Here is a 17,298-nt window from a genome sequence, read left to right on the forward strand (position 1 = left end):
GCCCGCCGGCTGACCGCGAGAGGGGTGCGGCCGATCCCTGACGGCTGGTCAGGGACGGGTCGGGGTTCCGTCAGGGATGTCACGGATGGTGAGGGTGTGGTCGCGGACGGCACGCTGGAGCCATGACGAAATTCCCCGCAGCCGGGCGCCGTTCGGGTCCCGCACGCCGCGTCGCCGTCCTCGCGGGCGCCGCAGTCCTCGCCGGTACGGCGGCGATCTGCGCCCCCGGCGCCGCCTTCTCCGCGCCCCGCCCGGCCGCGCCCCCGGCCACGGCGGCGGCGTTCACGGCGGCACCGTCCACCGCGCTTGCGCAGGCCGCGTCCCCGTCCGCCGGAACCGCCTCGGCCGTGGCCACGGTGCCCGCGGCCGGCTTCCGTGACTGCCCGGCCCTCCCCGACGGCGTCGACCCGTCCCGCTGGAGATGCGAAGTGCACACCGCCGCGCCGACGCTGTCCATGGGCACGGTGTCCGTGCGGCTCGCCCCGATCACCATGACCCATGCCGAGGGTCCCCTGCCGGACGGCGGCGACGGACAGGTCTGGGGAGCGATGCGCACCACGCCGACCACCCTGCCGGGAGGTCGCGGTCCCGTCCGGCACCTCGCGATCCAGCCCGAGTACGGCGGCCGTTCGGACTTCTACACCGGCCGGTTCAGCCTCCGCTTCCGTCTCCTCGGCCCGCTGCCGGCGCCCGGCTGCGCGATAGGCGCGAGCGCCCCCGTCGACTTCCGGATGACCCGATCGGGCCCCTCCACCTGGGTCTCCCAGGACCCGCCGCTGATCGAGTTCTCGGCCTACGACGACACCTTCACCGCCCCCGCCGCCGAACACTGCGGCCCGCTCACCACCGCTCTCAACCGGCACCTCGGACTGCCCGCGAAGGAAGGGAACCTGATGACCTACGACGCCTCGTACACCTTCGAGACCTACGACCGGCTGGGCTACGGCCGGCTGAGCGACTGACGCGCGCGGAGCGCGTTCAGCAGGGCCGCGCCCCGTTCCGCGTCGTCCACGCTCACCGCGAAGTCTGAGCGCCGGCCCAGCGGCCGTACGACCAGACAGTCGCCGGCGCGGAGCATCACCGTGGTGCCGAGGCCGCTGAGGCGGTAGCCCCAGCCGCCGACCTGGGAGGGCCGGCGCTGCTCGGCGCGGGCGGATTCGAGTGCGTCCGGGGACCAGCGGCGGACGGGCCAGCCGAACGGGCCGAAGGAGACCTCCAGTCCGGCTTCCGAGACCTTCGCCCGGACCGAGGAGGAGACGGCGCCCCCGAGGGCGACGACCGCGCAGGAGGCGCACACGATCCCGAGTCTCCCGGCGGGGGCCAGGCCCAGCACCAGCCCCACGGCCGTGCCCACGGCGGCCACGCCGGCCACCGCGGACAGCAGTTGCAGCCAGGGGTTGGCCGCGCGGGAGAACCAGACCAGCCGTTCGTCCTGTGCCAGGTCCAGCGCCGGGGTCCCGGCCTCGGGCGCGGCGGAGGTGGCGCGGACGGTCAGCCGCCAGGCGACCACCCCGGCGACCGCGGCCAGGCCCAGGGTCACGGCGATCCACCAGGACGGCTGCCGGGCCTGGTGCCAGTCGGCGCGGTCCAGGTTGGCGCCGACGATGGACACCTGGGCACCGAGGAGGACCACACCGGTGGGGGCCAGGGCGATCGCGGACCAGGCGCGCGTCGGTGCCCAGGAGCGGCGCCACCGCACGGTCATCGCGAGGGCGATCAGCAGCCAGAGGGCGGCGGGGAACGCGCAGGCCTGCCACAGGGGCATCGAGCCGTCGGGAGCCGCGCCGCCGCTCCAGTGGGTGGCCAGCCGGTCGGGGAGCCGGTCCCGCTGGGTCCAGGGCAGGGCGGCCATCAGCGCCGCCACGGCCGCGCTACCGCCCGCGAGCGCCCAGGGCGCGGCGCGGTGCCTGCCGAGTCCTCCGTCGTGTCCGTCCGTCATGACAACCCCTGGATCATGTCGATGAGATCGGTCCGGCTGTATCCCAGCCGGGAGGCTTCCGCGACCAGTTCCCGCACCTTGATCTGCAGGCTCGAGCGCGGGGCCGCGGCGCCCTCGGCGACGGTGATGCCCCGGCCCCGGCGGAACTCCAGCAGGCCTTCGTCCCGCAGTTCGCGCAGGCCGCGCAGGACGGTGTTGACGTTGATGTCGAGGGCCGCGGAGATGTCGCGGGCCGAGGGCAGGCGCTCGCCCGCGCGGCACTCGCCCTCCGCCACGGCCCGCCGGATCGCCGCCGCGACCTGCTCGTGCAGGGGGCGGGTGTCGGTGGTGTCCAGATGCAGCAGCATGGTGCCAATGAAAATAGCACCATTCATTTCATCGCGGCACCCCGGATCGGTGCCCCCGGCTTCCCGGCCGGTTCCGGGCAGCAGAAAGGGCCCGCCGCTGGGTGCGACGGGCCCGGGTTTCCGAGCGGGGGTCAGCCGAGCTTGGCGAAGCCGTAGTTGAGGAGCTTCGTGGCGTCCGACTGGCGCTGGGTGACGGAGCTGGAGGCGAGGACGGTGCCGATGACCGTCTTGCCGTTGCGGGTGGCGGCGAAGACCAGGCAGTAGCCGGCCTCGGGGCCGGAACCGGTCTTCACGCCGATGGTGCCGCTGTAACTGCTGAGCAGCGTGTTGGTGTTGGTCCACGCGCCCATCGTGCGGGTGCCGCCGGTCTTGGTCTTCGTCTTGGCCGTGTACGACTTGGTCTTGACGATGGTGCGGAACGTGGTGTTCTTCATCGCGCTGCTGGCGATCTTCGTCAGGTCGCGCGGCGTCGAGTAGTTCTTGCCGTTGCCGATGCCGTCGAAGGAGTCGAAGTGCGTGTGCTTCAGGCCCAGGCTCTTCGCGGCGCTGTTCATCTTGCCGATGAAGTTGGACACGCGGGCGGCGCGGGTGGAGCCGGAGCCGTACTTGTCCGCGAGGGCGTAGGCGGCGTCGCAGCCGGACGGCAGCATCAGGCCGTACAGCAGCTGGCGGACGGTGACCTTGTCACCCACGATCAGGTGCGCCTGGGAGGCGTTGTTCTTGACGACGTAGTCGCTGTACGCCTTCTGGATCGTCACCGTGGCGTCGAGGTTGAGGTTCTTCTGCGCCAGCACGACCTTGGCGGTCATGATCTTGGTGGTGGATCCGGTGGGCCGCGTGGTGTCCGCGGCCTTGGTGTACAGCGACGAGCCGTTCGCGTTGTTCATCACATAACCGCCCTTGGCCACGATCGAAGGCGTCGTGACGGCCTGCGCGGGCGCCGCGGAGAGGGCGCCGGCGGCGAGCAGCGCACCGGAGGTGACGGCGACGGCGGTGGCTCGGCGGAGGCGGATGCCCTTGATGCCGGTAATCAAAGTGATATACCCCGATTGTCTGGAATGCCCCTGGATGCGGCCGAGTTGAGGTGGCGAGAGTAGGGCCGCACGTGTGTGACACGTAGGTAGCACAGAAGGTTGTGCGGTCGCCGGGGGTGATTTGGGTCATGTCCGCATCGTGGAATGGGCACGTCTTGCGTCCCTGTTGTATCTATCCTGTAGGCATGCAAACGGCCGTCCCGCACCCGTCCCCGCCCGCGAAGCAGCCCCCCGCCGCCGATCGCGTCTACACCCACGTCAAGCAGGGCGTCCTCGACCGCAGCTACGAGGGCGGCACCCTCCTCACCGAGGGCGAGCTGGCCGAGGCCGTAGGGGTGTCGCGCACCCCCGTGCGGGAGGCGCTGCTGCGACTGGAGGTCGAGGGCCTGATCCGGCTCTACCCCAAGAAGGGCGCGCTGGTCCTGCCCGTCTCCGCGCAGGAGATCTCCGACGTGGTGGAGACCCGGCTGCTGGTGGAGGAGTACGCCGCCCGCAAGGCCGTACCCGCCCCGCCGGGGCTGGTGGAGCGGCTGGCCGAGCTGCTGGAGCAGCAGAAGGCACAGGTCGCCTCCGGTGATCTGGCCGCGGCCGCGGCGACCGACCGCTGCTTCCACGCCGAGATCGTCCGCAGCGCGGGCAACGAGATCCTCTCCCGCCTCTACGACCAGATGCGCGACCGCCAGCTGCGGATGGGCGTCGCCGTCATGTACTCCCACCCCGACCGGGTCGCGAGGACCCTCGCGGAGCACGAGGAGATCCTCCAGGCGCTGCGGGCCGGGGAAGCGGACACGGCCGTCGGGGTCGTGCACCGGCACGTGAGCCGGGTGTCGCTCCTCGCGCGGGGTGAGGTCCGATGAGCAAGGTCACCCTTCCGAGCGATCCGCCCGGCGGCCTGCGGGCCGTCGTCGTGTGGTCCATAGGCGTCGCGGTCTACTTCGTCGCCGTCATCTTCCGCACCTCGCTGGGGGTGGCCGGTCTCGACGCGGCGGACCGCTTCCATGTGAACGCCTCCGCGCTGTCCACCTTCTCCATACTCCAGCTGCTGGTCTACGCCGGCATGCAGATACCCGTCGGCCTGATGGTCGACCGGCTCGGCACCAAGAAGGTGCTGGGGCTGGGCGCCGTGCTGTTCACCATCGGGCAGCTGGGCTTCGCCTTCTCGCCCTCCTACGGCACCGCGCTCGCCTCCCGGGCGCTGCTGGGCTGCGGCGACGCGATGACCTTCATCAGCGTGCTGCGGCTGGGCACCCGCTGGTTCCCCGCCCGGCGCGGCCCGATGGTCGCGCAGCTCGCCGCCCTGGTCGGCATGGCGGGCAACCTGATCTCCACCCTCGTCCTGGCCCGGCTGCTGCACAGCATCGGCTGGACGCAGGCGTTCGCGGGCAGCGCGCTGGCCGGCGTGGTCGTCCTCGTGCTGACGCTGCTCTTCCTGAAGGACCACCCCGAGGGACACGAGCCCGAGCCGTCGACGCACCGGGGCTCCGCCTACGTCCGCCGGCAGATCGCCGAGGCCTGGCGCGAGCCGGGCACCCGCCTCGGCATGTGGGTGCACTTCACCACCCAGTTCCCGGCGATGGTCTTCCTGCTGCTGTGGGGCCTGCCGTTCCTCGTCGAGGCGCAGGGCCTCAGCCGGGCCACGGCCGGTGAACTGCTGACCCTCGTGGTGCTGTCCAACATGGTGGTGGGCCTGGTCTACGGCCAGATCGTGGCCCGGCACCACACCGCCCGGCTGCCGCTCGCGCTGGGCACCGTCGCGGCGACGGCGCTGCTGTGGGCGGCGACGCTGTTCTACCCGGGCGGGCACGCGCCGATGTGGCTGCTGATCGTGCTGTGCGCGGTGCTCGGCGCGTGCGGTCCGGCCTCGATGATCGGGTTCGACTTCACCCGCCCCGCCAACCCGCCCGAGCGGCAGGGCACCGGCTCCGGGATCACCAACATGGGCGGCTTCATCGCCTCGATGACGACACTGCTCGCGATCGGCGTGCTGCTGGACGCCACGGGCGACGACTACACGGTCGCGTTCAGCGCGGTGTTCGTCCTCCAGGCGCTCGGCCTCAGCCAGATCCTGCGGCTGCGCGGCCGGGTGGCCCGCAGGGAGCGGGAGCGGCTGGTGGCCAGCCGGGTGGAGGCGCTGCACGTACCGGCGTGAGCGCGGGCCGGGCCCGGGTCAGCGACGGTCCGGTACGAGGGTGAGGTAGGCGAACCCGAGGACGCCGCGGTAGCTCATCCACTGGGCCCGGTGCCGGTCGAGGCGGGCCCGGGTCTCGTCCGCCCGCGGGTGGTCCGGGTGGGCGGCGAGCCAGACCTCCAGGTCCGCCTGGTAGCCCGACTCGAACTCCTCCCACTCCTCGCGGCTCGCGGTCTCGGTCCACTCCGGCCGGAAACCGGCGGCGACGGCGAGGTCGAGCAGGGTCGCGAGATCGTGGTGGTCCTCGGCGGTGGCGCCCGGCCACATGCCCGACAGCTCGGCCCCGGTGGGCGGCCGTTCCCAGAAGCCCTCGCCGACCAGCACCCGGCCGTCGTCGCCCACCAGACGGCGCAGCTCGCGCAGGGCCTCGGCGGTGGGCGGTTCGGCCTCGCCGAGCGCCTGGGTGGCGCCGAGACAGAGCACCAGGTCGGCGGGTCCGCGCCGGGTCCCCAGGGCGGACTCCTCGGCGAACTCCACCCGGTGGGCGAGTCCGCGGTCCTCGGCGTTTTGCCGGGCGCGCGCGAGGTCCTCGGCGTTCGTGTCGACGCCGGTCCCGGTGGCGCCGGGTACGGCCGCGAGCAACCGGAGCAGCAACTCGCCCCAGCCGCAGCCGATGTCGAGGACGGTGCGGGGGCGGTTCGCGGCGAGGCGGCGGACGACGGCGTCGGCACGGGAGGCCGAGAGGGGGCCGTGGAAGGTGAGCCGCGTGAGCCGGGGAAGGTCAGGGGTCATGCCGGGCACGCTAGAAGGGCACCCTGGCCGTCACCACCGATTTACCGGCGGCCCGGTCCCCGGGGCCGCGGGGCGTCACGGGGTCACGGAGTCACGGTGAAGTTGTGCAGGATGGCCTTCGTCAGATCCTGGTCGCCCTCGGTCTTGACGCGGTCCGCCACCGCCTCGGGAGTCACCCGGCCGCAGGCCAGCCGCACATAGGTCTCCCAGTCGAGGGTGAGGGTGGCCACCGGGCCGAGCGCCGGGGCGGTCTCCAGGGTGCCGCGGCCCTGGATGTCCACCCGGATGGTGCGCAGGAACTCGACGGGACCGCCCACATCGAAGACGACGGCCGAACTGCGCGGCGCGTTCGCGTCCTTCGCGACGATCTTGGGCAGCGCCTCCAGCAGGACGTCACGCGTGACGTACGCGCCGGGCGAGTCGAGGTTGCCGGGGCGCCCGAGGGCCGTGCGCAGGTCCTGTTCGTGCACCCAGACGTCGAAGGCGCGCATCCGGTAGGCGTGTTCGAGGGTGATGTCCTTGCCCAGCGGACCGCGTACCGTGGCGCCGGGGTCGCGGTTCTCGTTGCGCAGCTGGCGGTTGCGGCGGATGACCGTGTACTCCAGTTCGGCCGTCATCTCCGGCGCCGTGTGGTGACGGCGGACGTCGACCTGCATCTCCATGTAGCGCTGGTGCTCGGTGGTGACGTGGAAGAGGTCGCGCGGCAGGGAGTGGATGGGGCGCGGGTCGCCGAGCAGCTCGCAGTCCATGCCGATGACGTGCGACACGATGTCGCGCACCGACCATCCCGGGCATGGTGTCCGCCGGTTCCACTCGCCCTCGACCAGTGACTGCACCATCTCGGATATCGCGTCGATGGAGTGCGTCCAGGCGTCGGCGTAGGGCTGGAGGGTGGGATGCAGACTCACGGAACGGGACCCCTCGGCGGTCGGTACACGGGCAGGTTGTGGCGGCGTTGCCAGCGGGCGGCGGCTGCACTTCGGCGGGTGTCTGGGAAGCTAAGTTACGCTGCTGGCAGGCACCCCGGCAGTGCTTTCGCGTGACGATCGTAGGCCCGTGTGGACGACTCGAATGCCAGGACGGTGGTAGTGTGCGCGCCTCTCTGATCCAGATTGCCGTCGACGAGGGCGAATCGGTCGCCTCGCGCAGGCACCGAGCGGCCGCGCTGGTGCGCGAGCAGGCCGGGGCCGACCTGGTGGTGCTGCCCGAGCTGTGGACCACCGGTGCCTTCGCCTACGAGGAGTTCGGACGCGAGGCGGAGCCGCTGGAAGGCCCGACGTACGAGACGATGGCCAAGGCGGCGGCCGACGCGGGCGTCTGGTTGCACGCCGGGTCGATCCCCGAGCGCGCCTCCTCCGGCGACGGCGCCACCGACGAGGGCACGCTCTACAACACCTCTCTCGTCTTCTCCCCCTCCGGTGAACTGGCCGCCGCCTACCGCAAGATCCACCGCTTCGGCTTCGACAAGGGCGAGGCCGTGCTGATGGGCGCCGGGCGGGACCTGGTGACGGTCCGGCTCCCGCGGACCACGCTCGGCCTGGGCACCTGCTACGACCTGCGGTTCCCCGAACTCTTCCGCGGACTCGTCGACGCCGGCGCCGAGGTGCTGGTGCTCCCGGCGGGCTGGCCCGAGCGGCGACGCGCGCACTGGACGCTGCTGGCCCAGGCGCGGGCGGTGGAGAACCAGGCGTTCGTGCTCGCCTGTGGAACGGCCGGGACCCATGCGGGAGTTCCGCAGGCCGGTCACTCGATCGTGGTCGACCCGTGGGGCGAGGTGCTGGCCGAGGCCGGGCCGGGCGAGGAGGTCCTCACGGTCGACCTCGACCCGGCGAAGGTGGCCGCCACCCGTGAGCAGTTCCCCGCGCTGAAGGACCGCGTCCTCGGGCTGGCCCCGCCGACGCGGTAGGGCCCGCCGGGCCGGGGCCGCGTTCCGCCGTGGTTCAGTCGTGCTCCCGCTCCTTCTCCGCCAGATGGATCACGCACACCGCGACGGCGATGAGGAGCGCCGGGTCCGCGTCGTCGCGTACGACGTCCACGCCGTAGGTCTCGCGCAGGTGCAGCCAGCGCCGGGAGATCACGGCCAGCAGCCCGCCGTCGTACTCGACCACGAACTCGCGGTCGAGGATCTTGCCGCTGACGTCCAGTTCGGTGCCGTCCGCCAGCGCGACGCGGTAGTGGTTGCGCAGCAGGGACAGCCGCTTGCGCCGGATGGTGGCCAGGCCCTCGCCGTCCCGCTCGATCACCATCGTGTCGCGCAGCGCGAACATCTTCTGGTGGATGTCGATCAGGACCCGGCCGTGCGCGTCCTTCAGCTCGAAGGTGTCCCGCAGCCGCATCGCCTTGCCGTCGACGAGGAACACCTTGCGGCCGTGCTCGTCCTCGATCCAGTAGTCCTCGCCGATGCCGAGGAGCCGGTCGCGTACCAGGAATCTCATGTCTGAGCCCTTCCCCGGTACGGCGGGTTCCTCACGGCCGGGCGCGGGGCGATCGGCGGGGCGGGAACCGCTTTTCCACAGGCCGCGCGGGTGACTTGTCCGGTTGTCCACAGGCTCGGCGGGATGTCCGGGACCGGTGGCACTCTGGAGCCATGACCGACGCCGCACGACCCCGACGCCCCCGCGTCCGTGCCCCCGAGCTGACCGGCGAGGGCGGCTGGCTGAACACGGGAGACCACCGGTACACCCTGGCCGACCTGCGCGGACGCATAGTCGTCCTGGACTTCTGGACCTTCTGCTGCATCAACTGCCTGCATGTCCTGGACGAGCTGCGCGAGCTGGAGGAGCGGCACCGGGACACGGTGGTGGTGATCGGCGTGCACTCGCCCAAGTTCGCGCACGAGGCGGACCACCGGGCGGTCGCGGACGCGGTGGAGCGTTACGGCGTGACGCACCCGGTCCTGGACGACCCGCGACTGGCCACGTGGCAGCAGTACGCGGTGCGCGCCTGGCCGACGCTCGTGGTGATCGACCCGGAGGGGTACGTGGTCGCCCAGCACGCGGGCGAGGGTCATGTGCCCGCCATCGACCGGCTGGTGACGGAGCTGGCGGCGGAGCACGCGGCGAAGGGCACCCTGCGCCGCGGCGACGGCCCGTACGTCCCGCCGGAGCCCGAGCCCACGACCCTGCGCTTCCCGGGCAAGGCCCTGCTGCTGCCCTTCGGCGGCTTCCTGGTCAGCGACACCACCCGGCATCAGCTGGCCGAGCTGGCGGCGGACGGGGAGACGGTCCTGCGGCGGTTCGGCACCGGCGCCCGCGGCCTCGCGGACGGCGGCCCGCGGCAGGCGTCCTTCAACGAACCCCAGGGCCTCGCCCTGCTGGGCGACGGCTCGGTGGCCGTCGCCGACACGGTCAACCACGCCCTGCGCCGACTGGACCTCGCCACCGGTGAGGTGACCACCCTGGCCGGCACCGGCAGGCAGTGGAGGCACGGCTCACCGGCCTCGGGCCCGGCCCGCGAGGTGGACCTCTCCTCGCCCTGGGACGTGGCGTGGTGGCAGGGCAGGGTGTGGATCGCCATGGCCGGCACGCACCAGCTGTGGGCCTACGACCCGGTGACGCGGACCGTCGGCGTCACCGCCGGCACCACCAACGAGGGCCTGGTCGACGGCCCCGGCGCCGAGGCCTGGTTCGCCCAGCCCTCCGGGCTCGCGGCCACCGCCGACCGGCTCTGGCTCGCCGACTCCGAGACCAGCGCCCTGCGCTGGGTCGATCCCGACGGGTCGGTGCACACCGCCGTCGGCACCGGCCTGTTCGACTTCGGACACCGCGACGGCACCGCCGAACAGGCCCTGTTCCAGCACCCGTTGGGCGTCACCGCGCTGCCGGACGGCTCGGTCGCCGTCGCCGACACCTACAACCACGCCCTGCGCCGCTACGACCCGGCGACCGGCGAGGTCGGCACGCTCGCCACGGATCTGCGCGAGCCCAGCGACGCCGTGCTCGTCGGCGAGGACATCGTGGTGGTGGAGTCGGCCCGGCACCGGCTGACCCGGCTGCGGCTGCCCCAGGAAGCGGTGCGGGCGGCGCCGGTGGCCCACCGGACCCGGCGCGCGGTCACCGAGGTGGCCCCCGGCCGCCTCCGGCTGGACGTCGTCTTCCAGGCGCCCGAAGGCCGGCAGCCCGACGACCGCTTCGGTCCCGCCACCCGCCTCCTGGTCTCCTCGACCCCGCCCGAGCTGCTGCTCGAGGGCGAGGGAGCGGACACCGGCCTGAGCCGCGAGCTGGAGCTCGACCCGGCTGTCCGGGAGGGGGTGTTGCACATATCCGCGATGGCCGCGTCCTGCGACGACGACCCGGACGTCGAGTACCCCGCCTGCCATGTCCACCAGCAGGACTGGGGCGTCCCGGTCCGCCTCACCGAGGGTGCGGCGGACCGCCTGCCGCTCGTCCTGGCGGGCATGGACGAGCAGGAGGGCGGTTCTCAGATGCCGTAGCCGTCCGTGTAACCGTCGCCGGTGTGGTGGTGATGGTGGTGGGGTTCCTCCTCCACGATCGGCGTCGGCGGTACGACGACCCGCCGACGCCGCGCGATACCGCTGAACGTGGCGGTGCCGATCAGGCCGACGGCCATCAGGATCAGGCCGACGACCGTGAGGTTGACACCGTTCATGTGCCAGTCGGTAGCGAACGTGAGTATGGCCCCCACGGCGATGAGGATGATGCATCCGCCGAGCCCCATGAGGCTTCGCCTCCCCTTTCGGTTCCGGAATCTCCGGTCCCGTCCGGGTACCCCGGGCCTTCCCGGCTAGCCCTCCAGAAAAGCCGTCAGGGCGTTCGCGAGGAGGAACGGGTCGTCCGCGCCGCACAGTTCGCGAGCGCTGTGCATGGAGAGGATGGCCACGCCGATGTCGACCGTGCGGATGCCGTGCCGGGCCGCGGTGATCGGACCGATGGTGGTGCCGCAGGGCATGGAGTTGTTGGAGACGAAGTGCTGGAAGGGGACGTGCGCCTTCTCGCAGGCGGCGGCGAACACCACGCGGCCCGAACCGTCGGTGGCGTAGCGGTTGTTGACGTTCACCTTGAGGATCGGGCCGCCGTTCACCCGGGGGTGGTGCGTCGGGTCGTGCCGCTCCGCGTAGTTGGGGTGCACGGCGTGGCCGGTGTCCGAGGAGAGGCAGACGGTGCCGGCGAAGGCACGGGCGCGGTCCTCGTAGGAGCCGCCGCGGGCGAACACCGAGCGCTCCAGGACGGAGCCGAGCAGCGGGCCGTCGGCGCCGGTGTCGGACTGCGAGCCGTTCTCCTCGTGGTCGAAGGCGGCCAGCACCGGGATGTGGGTGAGCGAGGCACCGGAGGCCGCGGCGGCGGCCAGCGCGGCAGCGCCCGCGTGCACCGACAGCAGGTTGTCCATGCGCGGCCCGGCGACCAGTTCGCGGTCCCGGCCGAGGTAGGCCGGCGGCTCCACCGGGTGCACCATCAGGTCCCAGCCGACCACCGAACGGGACTCGAGGCCGGCCTCCTGCTCCAGGAAGGAGATCAGATCACCGTCGAGCACCTCGTCGCCCAGGCCCCACACCGGCTGAAGGTGCCGCTGCTTGTCCAGCTTGAGCCCCTCGGTGCTCACCGAGCGGTCCAGGTGGATGGCGAGCTGCGGCACCCGCAGCAGCGGCCGGTCCACGTTCACCAGGACCGTGGAGCCGTCGCGCAGGGTGAGCCGGCCGGCCAGGCCCAGGTCGCGGTCGAGCCAGGAGTTCATCAGCGGGCCGCCGTAGATCTCCACGGCGACCTGGCGCCAGCCGTGCGCCCCGCTGTCCGGGCGGGGCTTGATGCGCAGGTTGGGGGAGTCGGTGTGCGCGCCGATGATGTGGAAGGGCATGTGCGGCGCGGCGCCCTCGGGGACGTACCAGGCGACGATCGCGCCGCCGCGCAGCACGTACCGGCCACCGCTGGTGCCGTCCCAGGCGTCCGTCTCGGCGACCTGCCTGAAGCCGGCCTTCTCCAGCCGCTCGGCGACGTTCGCCACGGCGTGGTACGGCGACGGGCTCGCCGCCAGGAAGGCCATCAGGTCGTCGGTGTGGCCGCGGTCGAAGGTGAGGGGTGCGCGCGCAGCGTTCGCTGGAGGGGTGGCCGCGGGCGACGGGCTGGATGGTGCGCTCATGGGATTCACCTTAACGACGTGCACGGGCCCGCTCCCGGTAAGGGGAAGCGGGCCCGTGCGGGGAAACGACGGGGACGTCCTAAACGTCGGGAAGGCGTACCCGAAACGTCCGGAAGCGTCCGGGGCGAGGGTTTAGAAGGCGGCCTCGTCCAGCTCCATCAGGTCCAGCTCGACGCCCGAGGCGACCTTGCGGGCCAGGGTGACGCCGGGCAGGACGTTCGCGGCGAAGAACTTCGCCGCGGCGATCTTGCCGGTGTAGAACGCCTTGTCCTTCGCGGAGGCCGTGGCCAGCTTCTCGGCGGCGACCGCGGCGCCCTTGAGCAGCAGGTAGCCGACGATGACGTCGCCGGAGGCGAGCAGCAGGCGGGTGGTGTTCAGGCCCACCTTGTAGATGTTCTTGGCGTCCTCCTGGGTGGCGGACAGGTCGGTCAGCATCAGACCGACGATCGCCTCCAGCTCGACTGCGGCCTTGGCCAGGTGCTCGCGGGCGCCCGCCAGTTCCTCGCCGCCGGTGCCGAGCGCCAGGAACTTCTTGATGTCCTCGGCGAGCGAGTTCAGCGCGGCGCCCTGGTTGCGGACGATCTTGCGGAAGAAGAAGTCCTGGCCCTGGATCGCGGTGGTGCCCTCGTAGAGGGTGTCGATCTTGGAGTCCCGGATGTACTGCTCGATCGGGTACTCCTGGAGGAAGCCGGAGCCGCCGAAGGTCTGGAGCGACTGGGCCAGCTGCTCGTAGGCCTTCTCGGAGCCGTAACCCTTGACGACCGGCAGCAGCAGGTCGTTGAGGGCGTGCTCGGCGGTGGCGTCCTCGCCGTTCGCCTCCTTGACCTGGATCGCGTCCTGGATCGAGGCGGTGTACATCACCAGGGCGCGCATGCCCTCCGCGTACGCCTTCTGCGTCATCAGCGAGCGGCGCACGTCGGGGTGGTGGGTGATGGTGACCTTGGGCGCGGTCTTGTCCATGAAGTTGGCCAGATCCGGACCCTGGACGCGCTCCTTGGCGTACTCCAGGGCGTTCAGGTAGCCGGTGGACAGGGTGGAGATCGCCTTCGTGCCGACCATCATGCGGGCGAACTCGATGATGCGGAACATCTGGCGGATGCCGTCGTGCTTGTCGCCGATCAGCCAGCCCTTGGCGGGGTGCTTGTCGCCGAAGGTCATCTCGCACGTGTTGGACGCCTTCAGGCCCATCTTGTGCTCGACGTTGGTGGCGTAGACGCCGTTGCGCTCGCCCAGCTCGCCGGTCTCGAAGTCGAACAGGTACTTCGGCACGAGGAAGAGCGACAGGCCCTTGGTGCCGGGGCCGGCGCCCTCGGGACGCGCGAGCACGTAGTGGAGGATGTTCTCCGACATGTCGTGCTCACCCGAGGTGATGAAGCGCTTCACGCCCTCGATGTGCCAGGAGCCGTCCTCCTGCTGCACGGCCTTGGTGCGGCCGGCGCCCACGTCGGAGCCCGCGTCGGGCTCGGTGAGCACCATCGTGGAGCCCCACTGCTTCTCCACGGCGATCTTGGCGATGTGCTTCTGGACCTCGTTGCCCTCCTCGAAGAGGATGCCGGCGAACGCCGGGCCCGAGGAGTACATCCACACGGCCGGGTTGGCGCCCAGGATCAGCTCGGCGTAGGCCCAGATCAGGGAGCGCGGCGAGGTGGTGCCGCCGATCTCCTCGGGCAGGCCGAGGCGCCAGTACTCGGAGTCCATGAAGGCCTGGTAGCTCTTCTTGAAGGACGCCGGCACCGGGGCGGTGTTGGTCTCCGGGTCGAAGACGGGCGGGTTGCGGTCGGCGTCGGCGAAGGACTCGGCCAGCTCGTTCTCCGAGAGGCGGGTCAGCTCCTCCAGGACGCTCTTGGCGGTCTCGACGTCCATCTCCTCGAACGGGCCGGTGCCGTACACCTTGTCGCGCCCGAGTACTTCGAAGAGGTTGAACTCGATGTCGCGGAGATTCGACTTGTAGTGCCCCATGGCGACGGCTCCGTTGAGGGATCGGCGAGGCACTGACTCCTCGCATTCGGTTCACGTACCAACAAGTAGCTACGATGATGCTACCCGTCGGTAATAAGGCGCAACCCCTGTCCCGACAAGTGTGAGAAGGGTCTACTCCCCCGGGCCGTTCGGGTTCATCCCTGCGGCGGCCATTCCCTCGGTACGCTTGCGCCCATGTACGGATACGGCCAGCCCATGGACGGCGGCGCCGCGCAGCAGCAGTACACGTCGGGGCAGCAGCAGATGGCGGGCGGGGCCGGCGGGTACGGCCAGCAGCCGCCGCTCTACCCGGAGCCGTCCCCGCCGTCGCTCGCGGACGCGGTGCGCGCGTTCACCACCGGGCAGATGTCCCCCGAGGACTTCCAGCAGATCTTCGCCACGTCGAAGGTGTACTGCCCGCGCGGCGACACCCCCGGCTTCCTCGCCCTGCACAACACCCAGCAGCCGGTGATCCCGATGTTCACCTCGCTCAAGGAGCTGCGGCGGTACGCGGGCAAGGAGTCCAAGTACTTCGTGATCACCGGCGCCGAGGTGATCGACCTGCTGCCGACCGGCTACGGCTTCGTCCTGGACATGGAGGGCGAGCACCGGATGGTGTTCGACGCGAAGGCGGTCGAGCAGATGGTGGACTTCGCGATGCGCCGTATGTACGGCTGAGACCGTCCGTATGTACGACTGGGATCGTCCGTGCGGCTGAGAGTCGCCGTTCGAGGAGCCCGGAGGGAATGCCCTCCGGGCTCCTTCTGTTGGTGGGGGTGGCAGGAAGTTCAACGCTCAACTAAACTGAGCGTACGAAGGAGGTAGCCACCATGCCTGCAGTGACCGTCGAGAACCCGTTGACGCTGCCCCGTGTGACCGCTCCCGCCGATGCCGTGGCGCGTCCGGTGCTCACCGTCACCACCGCTCCCAGCGGCTACGAGGGCGAGGGCTTCCCGGTGCGCCGGGCGTTCGCGGGGATCAATTACCGCCATCTCGACCCGTTCATCATGATGGACCAGATGGGCGAGGTGGAGTACGCGCCGGGCGAGCCCAAGGGCACCCCCTGGCACCCGCACCGCGGGTTCGAGACCGTCACCTACATCATCGACGGCATCTTCGACCACCAGGACAGTCACGGCGGTGGCGGCACCATCACCAACGGCGACACCCAGTGGATGACGGCCGGCGCCGGCCTGCTGCACATCGAGGCGCCGCCGGAGCACCTGGTGGTCTCGGGCGGCCTCTTCCACGGGCTCCAGCTGTGGGTGAACCTCCCCGCCAAGGACAAGATGATGGCCCCGCGCTACCAGGACATCCGGGCCGGCAGCGTCCAGCTGCTGACCTCGCCGGACGGCGGCGCGCTGCTCCGGGTCATCGCCGGCGAGCTGGACGGCCACGCGGGCCCCGGCGTCACGCACACCCCGATCAGCATGGTCCACGCGACGCTCGCGCCGGGTGCGGAGATCACCCTGCCCTGGCGGGAGGACTTCAACGGCCTCGCGTACGTGCTGGCGGGCCGCGGCAGCGTCGGCGTCGAGCGCCGGCCCGTCCGCACGGGCCAGACGGCGGTCTTCGGCGCCGGGTCCTCGCTGACCGTGCGCGCGGACGAGCAGCAGGACGGCAACACGCCGGACCTGGAGGTCGTCCTCCTCGGCGGCCGGCCGATCCGTGAGCCCATGGCCCACTACGGCCCGTTCGTCATGAACACCAAGGACGAGCTGATGCAGGCCTTCGAGGACTACCAGAAGGGCCGCCTCGGGACGGTCCCGGCGGTCCACGGCATGACGGACGAGGGTCCGGGGGCCTGAACCGAGGGCGCCACGGTCCCACAGGAACGAGGAGGGCACCCGCCGGGCCGACGACGCCCCGGCGGGTGCCCTTCCTCACCCGCCCGGCCCCGCGGGCAGGACACCCGCCCGCGGTCGTGATCCGCTGGGCACGTGCTGCTGTTGCCCGAACCGGTCCGGCGGCTCGCCGCCTGGTGCGTCGTGCTGCTGCTCGTCGCCGCGGTCGGCTGGGTCGGGGTGCGGCTGTGCGGGGAGTTCCGTACGGCCGTCACGGCGGTGCTGCTCGCGCTGCTGGGCACCGCCCTGCTCGCCCCGCTGCACCGGCGGCTGGTGCGGGCCGGCGTACGGCGCCCGGTGTCGGCGGGGCTGACCTGTGCCGCCGTGGTGGCCGTCGTCGGCGGCGCCGTCTACATCGTGGTCGCCGCCCTGGTCGACAGCGGCGACGAGATCATCGCCTCCCTGCACAACGCGGCCAGGAGCCTCTCCCGGCACTTCGGCGCCGCCGGTACCGGCCTGGACGACCTCGCCGCCAACTCCCGTGAACTGCTGCGCAAATTCGGCGGCACGGCCGCGTCCAACGTCATCAGCGGGGTCAGCGTGGTCGGCGAGAGCATCGCCCTGGCCGTGCTCGCCCTCGTCCTGGTCTTCTTCTTCCTGCGCGACTCCCACCTGGTCACGGGCACCCTGCGGGCGATCGCCCCCGGGGACAGCGGCGACACCCTGGAGGCCGTCGTCCGGCGCGCCTACGAGGCGGTCGAGGGGTTCATGCGCGGCACCACCCTGATCGCCCTGATCGACGCGCTGTGCACCACCGTCGGTCTGCTGATCCTCCGGGTGCCGGGCGCGCTCGGGCTCGGCGCGCTGGTGTTCGTCGGCGCCTACATCCCCTACCTCGGCGCGTTCGCCTCCGGCGCGGTCGCGGTGCTGGTGGCCCTCGCCGACCGGGGCTTCGTCATCGCGCTGTGGGCGCTCGGCGTGGTGCTCGCCGTGCAGCTGCTGGAGGGGCACGTGCTGCAACCGGTGATCCAGAGCCGCACCGTGCAGATGCACCCGGCGGTGGTGATGGTCACCATCACGGCCGGGGCCTCGGTGGCGGGCATCCTCGGCATGCTGCTGGCCGTCCCGCTGACCGCGGCCGCCTTCGGCGTCGTGCAGGAGCTGCGCACCCGCTACGCGTCCTCGCCGCCCGGCTCCCCGGAGCCCCCGGAATCCCCGGAGC

General features: G+C 71.7%; 17 protein-coding genes. 8 read left to right on the forward strand and 9 right to left on the reverse strand.

The features are described 5' to 3' along the window. Nucleotides 1-122 precede the first annotated feature (122 nt). Nucleotides 123-962 (forward strand): hypothetical protein, encoded by an 840-nt coding sequence (locus tag FRZ03_RS16610; protein ID WP_261399173.1) that lies wholly within the window; start codon nt 123-125, stop codon nt 960-962. Here the strand turns inward: FRZ03_RS16610 and FRZ03_RS16615 are convergent. The 3 genes from FRZ03_RS16615 to FRZ03_RS16625 form a co-directional block, all read right to left on the reverse strand. Next, on the reverse strand, nt 941-1,939 hold the full coding sequence (locus FRZ03_RS16615) for a DUF1648 domain-containing protein (RefSeq protein ID WP_315902647.1): 999 nt from the start codon (nt 1,937-1,939) through the stop codon (nt 941-943). The two genes, FRZ03_RS16610 and FRZ03_RS16615, sit on opposite strands and share 22 nt — an antisense overlap. Beyond that, on the reverse strand, nt 1,936-2,286 hold the full coding sequence (locus FRZ03_RS16620; protein ID WP_146465936.1) for a GntR family transcriptional regulator: 351 nt from the start codon (nt 2,284-2,286) through the stop codon (nt 1,936-1,938). Before FRZ03_RS16620 ends, FRZ03_RS16615 begins: the two co-directional genes overlap by 4 nt. 131 nt (nt 2,287-2,417) lie before the next feature. Further along, nucleotides 2,418-3,320, reverse strand: a complete 903-nt coding sequence (locus FRZ03_RS16625) for a D-alanyl-D-alanine carboxypeptidase family protein (protein WP_146465937.1) — start codon at nt 3,318-3,320, stop codon at nt 2,418-2,420. A 185-nt stretch (nt 3,321-3,505) separates the two neighbouring features. Between FRZ03_RS16625 and FRZ03_RS16630 the strand changes: the two genes are divergently transcribed. Both FRZ03_RS16630 and FRZ03_RS16635 read left to right on the forward strand, forming a co-directional pair. Then, nucleotides 3,506-4,177: a GntR family transcriptional regulator gene (locus FRZ03_RS16630; RefSeq protein WP_146465938.1), complete on the forward strand. Its 672-nt coding sequence runs from the start codon at nt 3,506-3,508 to the stop codon at nt 4,175-4,177. Continuing rightward, a complete protein-coding gene (locus FRZ03_RS16635) occupies nt 4,174-5,469 on the forward strand; it encodes an MFS transporter (RefSeq protein WP_146465939.1) in 1,296 nt (431 codons plus the stop codon). Before FRZ03_RS16630 ends, FRZ03_RS16635 begins: the two co-directional genes overlap by 4 nt. A gap of 18 nt (nt 5,470-5,487) precedes the next feature. Here the strand turns inward: FRZ03_RS16635 and FRZ03_RS16640 are convergent, their stop codons facing one another. Together FRZ03_RS16640 and FRZ03_RS16645 are read right to left on the reverse strand one after the other, a co-directional pair. Then, a complete protein-coding gene (locus tag FRZ03_RS16640) occupies nt 5,488-6,240 on the reverse strand; it encodes an SAM-dependent methyltransferase (protein ID WP_146465940.1) in 753 nt (250 codons plus the stop codon). Nucleotides 6,241-6,323: 83 nt separating this feature from the next. Next, a complete protein-coding gene (locus tag FRZ03_RS16645; protein ID WP_146465941.1) occupies nt 6,324-7,148 on the reverse strand; it encodes a maleylpyruvate isomerase family mycothiol-dependent enzyme in 825 nt (274 codons plus the stop codon). Nucleotides 7,149-7,330: 182 nt separating this feature from the next. Between FRZ03_RS16645 and FRZ03_RS16650 the strand changes: the two genes are divergently transcribed. Beyond that, a complete protein-coding gene (locus FRZ03_RS16650) occupies nt 7,331-8,146 on the forward strand; it encodes a carbon-nitrogen family hydrolase (RefSeq protein WP_146465942.1) in 816 nt (271 codons plus the stop codon). Between the two features lie 34 nt (nt 8,147-8,180). Here FRZ03_RS16650 and FRZ03_RS16655 read toward each other — a convergent pair whose 3' ends face one another. Next, nucleotides 8,181-8,675, reverse strand: a complete 495-nt coding sequence (locus FRZ03_RS16655) for an LURP-one-related/scramblase family protein (RefSeq protein WP_146465943.1) — start codon at nt 8,673-8,675, stop codon at nt 8,181-8,183. A 152-nt stretch (nt 8,676-8,827) separates the two neighbouring features. On the opposite strand from FRZ03_RS16655, the gene FRZ03_RS16660 reads away from it, so the two are divergent. Beyond that, nucleotides 8,828-10,672: an NHL domain-containing thioredoxin family protein gene (locus FRZ03_RS16660; RefSeq protein ID WP_146465944.1), complete on the forward strand. Its 1,845-nt coding sequence runs from the start codon at nt 8,828-8,830 to the stop codon at nt 10,670-10,672. Here the strand turns inward: FRZ03_RS16660 and FRZ03_RS16665 are convergent. The 3 genes from FRZ03_RS16665 to FRZ03_RS16675 form a co-directional block, all read right to left on the reverse strand. After that, the gene (locus FRZ03_RS16665; protein WP_146465945.1) at nt 10,660-10,917 is read right to left on the reverse strand and encodes a DUF6458 family protein; all 258 of its coding nucleotides are present in this window, start codon (nt 10,915-10,917) and stop codon (nt 10,660-10,662) included. The two genes, FRZ03_RS16660 and FRZ03_RS16665, sit on opposite strands and share 13 nt — an antisense overlap. Before the next feature lie 66 nt (nt 10,918-10,983). Further along, a complete protein-coding gene (locus tag FRZ03_RS16670; protein WP_146465946.1) occupies nt 10,984-12,333 on the reverse strand; it encodes a M18 family aminopeptidase in 1,350 nt (449 codons plus the stop codon). 132 nt (nt 12,334-12,465) lie between these two features. Next, nucleotides 12,466-14,292 carry an acyl-CoA dehydrogenase gene (locus FRZ03_RS16675; RefSeq protein WP_146465947.1) on the reverse strand — a complete coding sequence of 609 codons (1,827 nt, stop codon included), beginning with the start codon at nt 14,290-14,292 and terminating at the stop codon, nt 12,466-12,468. Between the two features lie 195 nt (nt 14,293-14,487). Between FRZ03_RS16675 and FRZ03_RS16680 the strand changes: the two genes are divergently transcribed. The 3 genes from FRZ03_RS16680 to FRZ03_RS16690 all read left to right on the forward strand — a co-directional run. Further along, on the forward strand, nt 14,488-14,970 hold the full coding sequence (locus FRZ03_RS16680; RefSeq protein ID WP_111583275.1) for an SseB family protein: 483 nt from the start codon (nt 14,488-14,490) through the stop codon (nt 14,968-14,970). Between the two features lie 152 nt (nt 14,971-15,122). Continuing rightward, on the forward strand, nt 15,123-16,100 hold the full coding sequence (locus FRZ03_RS16685; RefSeq protein ID WP_146465948.1) for a pirin family protein: 978 nt from the start codon (nt 15,123-15,125) through the stop codon (nt 16,098-16,100). 132 nt (nt 16,101-16,232) lie between these two features. Next, nucleotides 16,233-17,298 (forward strand): AI-2E family transporter (locus FRZ03_RS16690; RefSeq protein ID WP_146465949.1); only part of this gene is annotated, 1,066 nt, incomplete at its 3' end.

This window comes from Streptomyces misionensis, from assembly GCF_007896895.1.
In the GTDB taxonomy this organism is placed as follows: Bacteria; Actinomycetota; Actinomycetes; order Streptomycetales; family Streptomycetaceae; genus Streptomyces; species Streptomyces misionensis_A.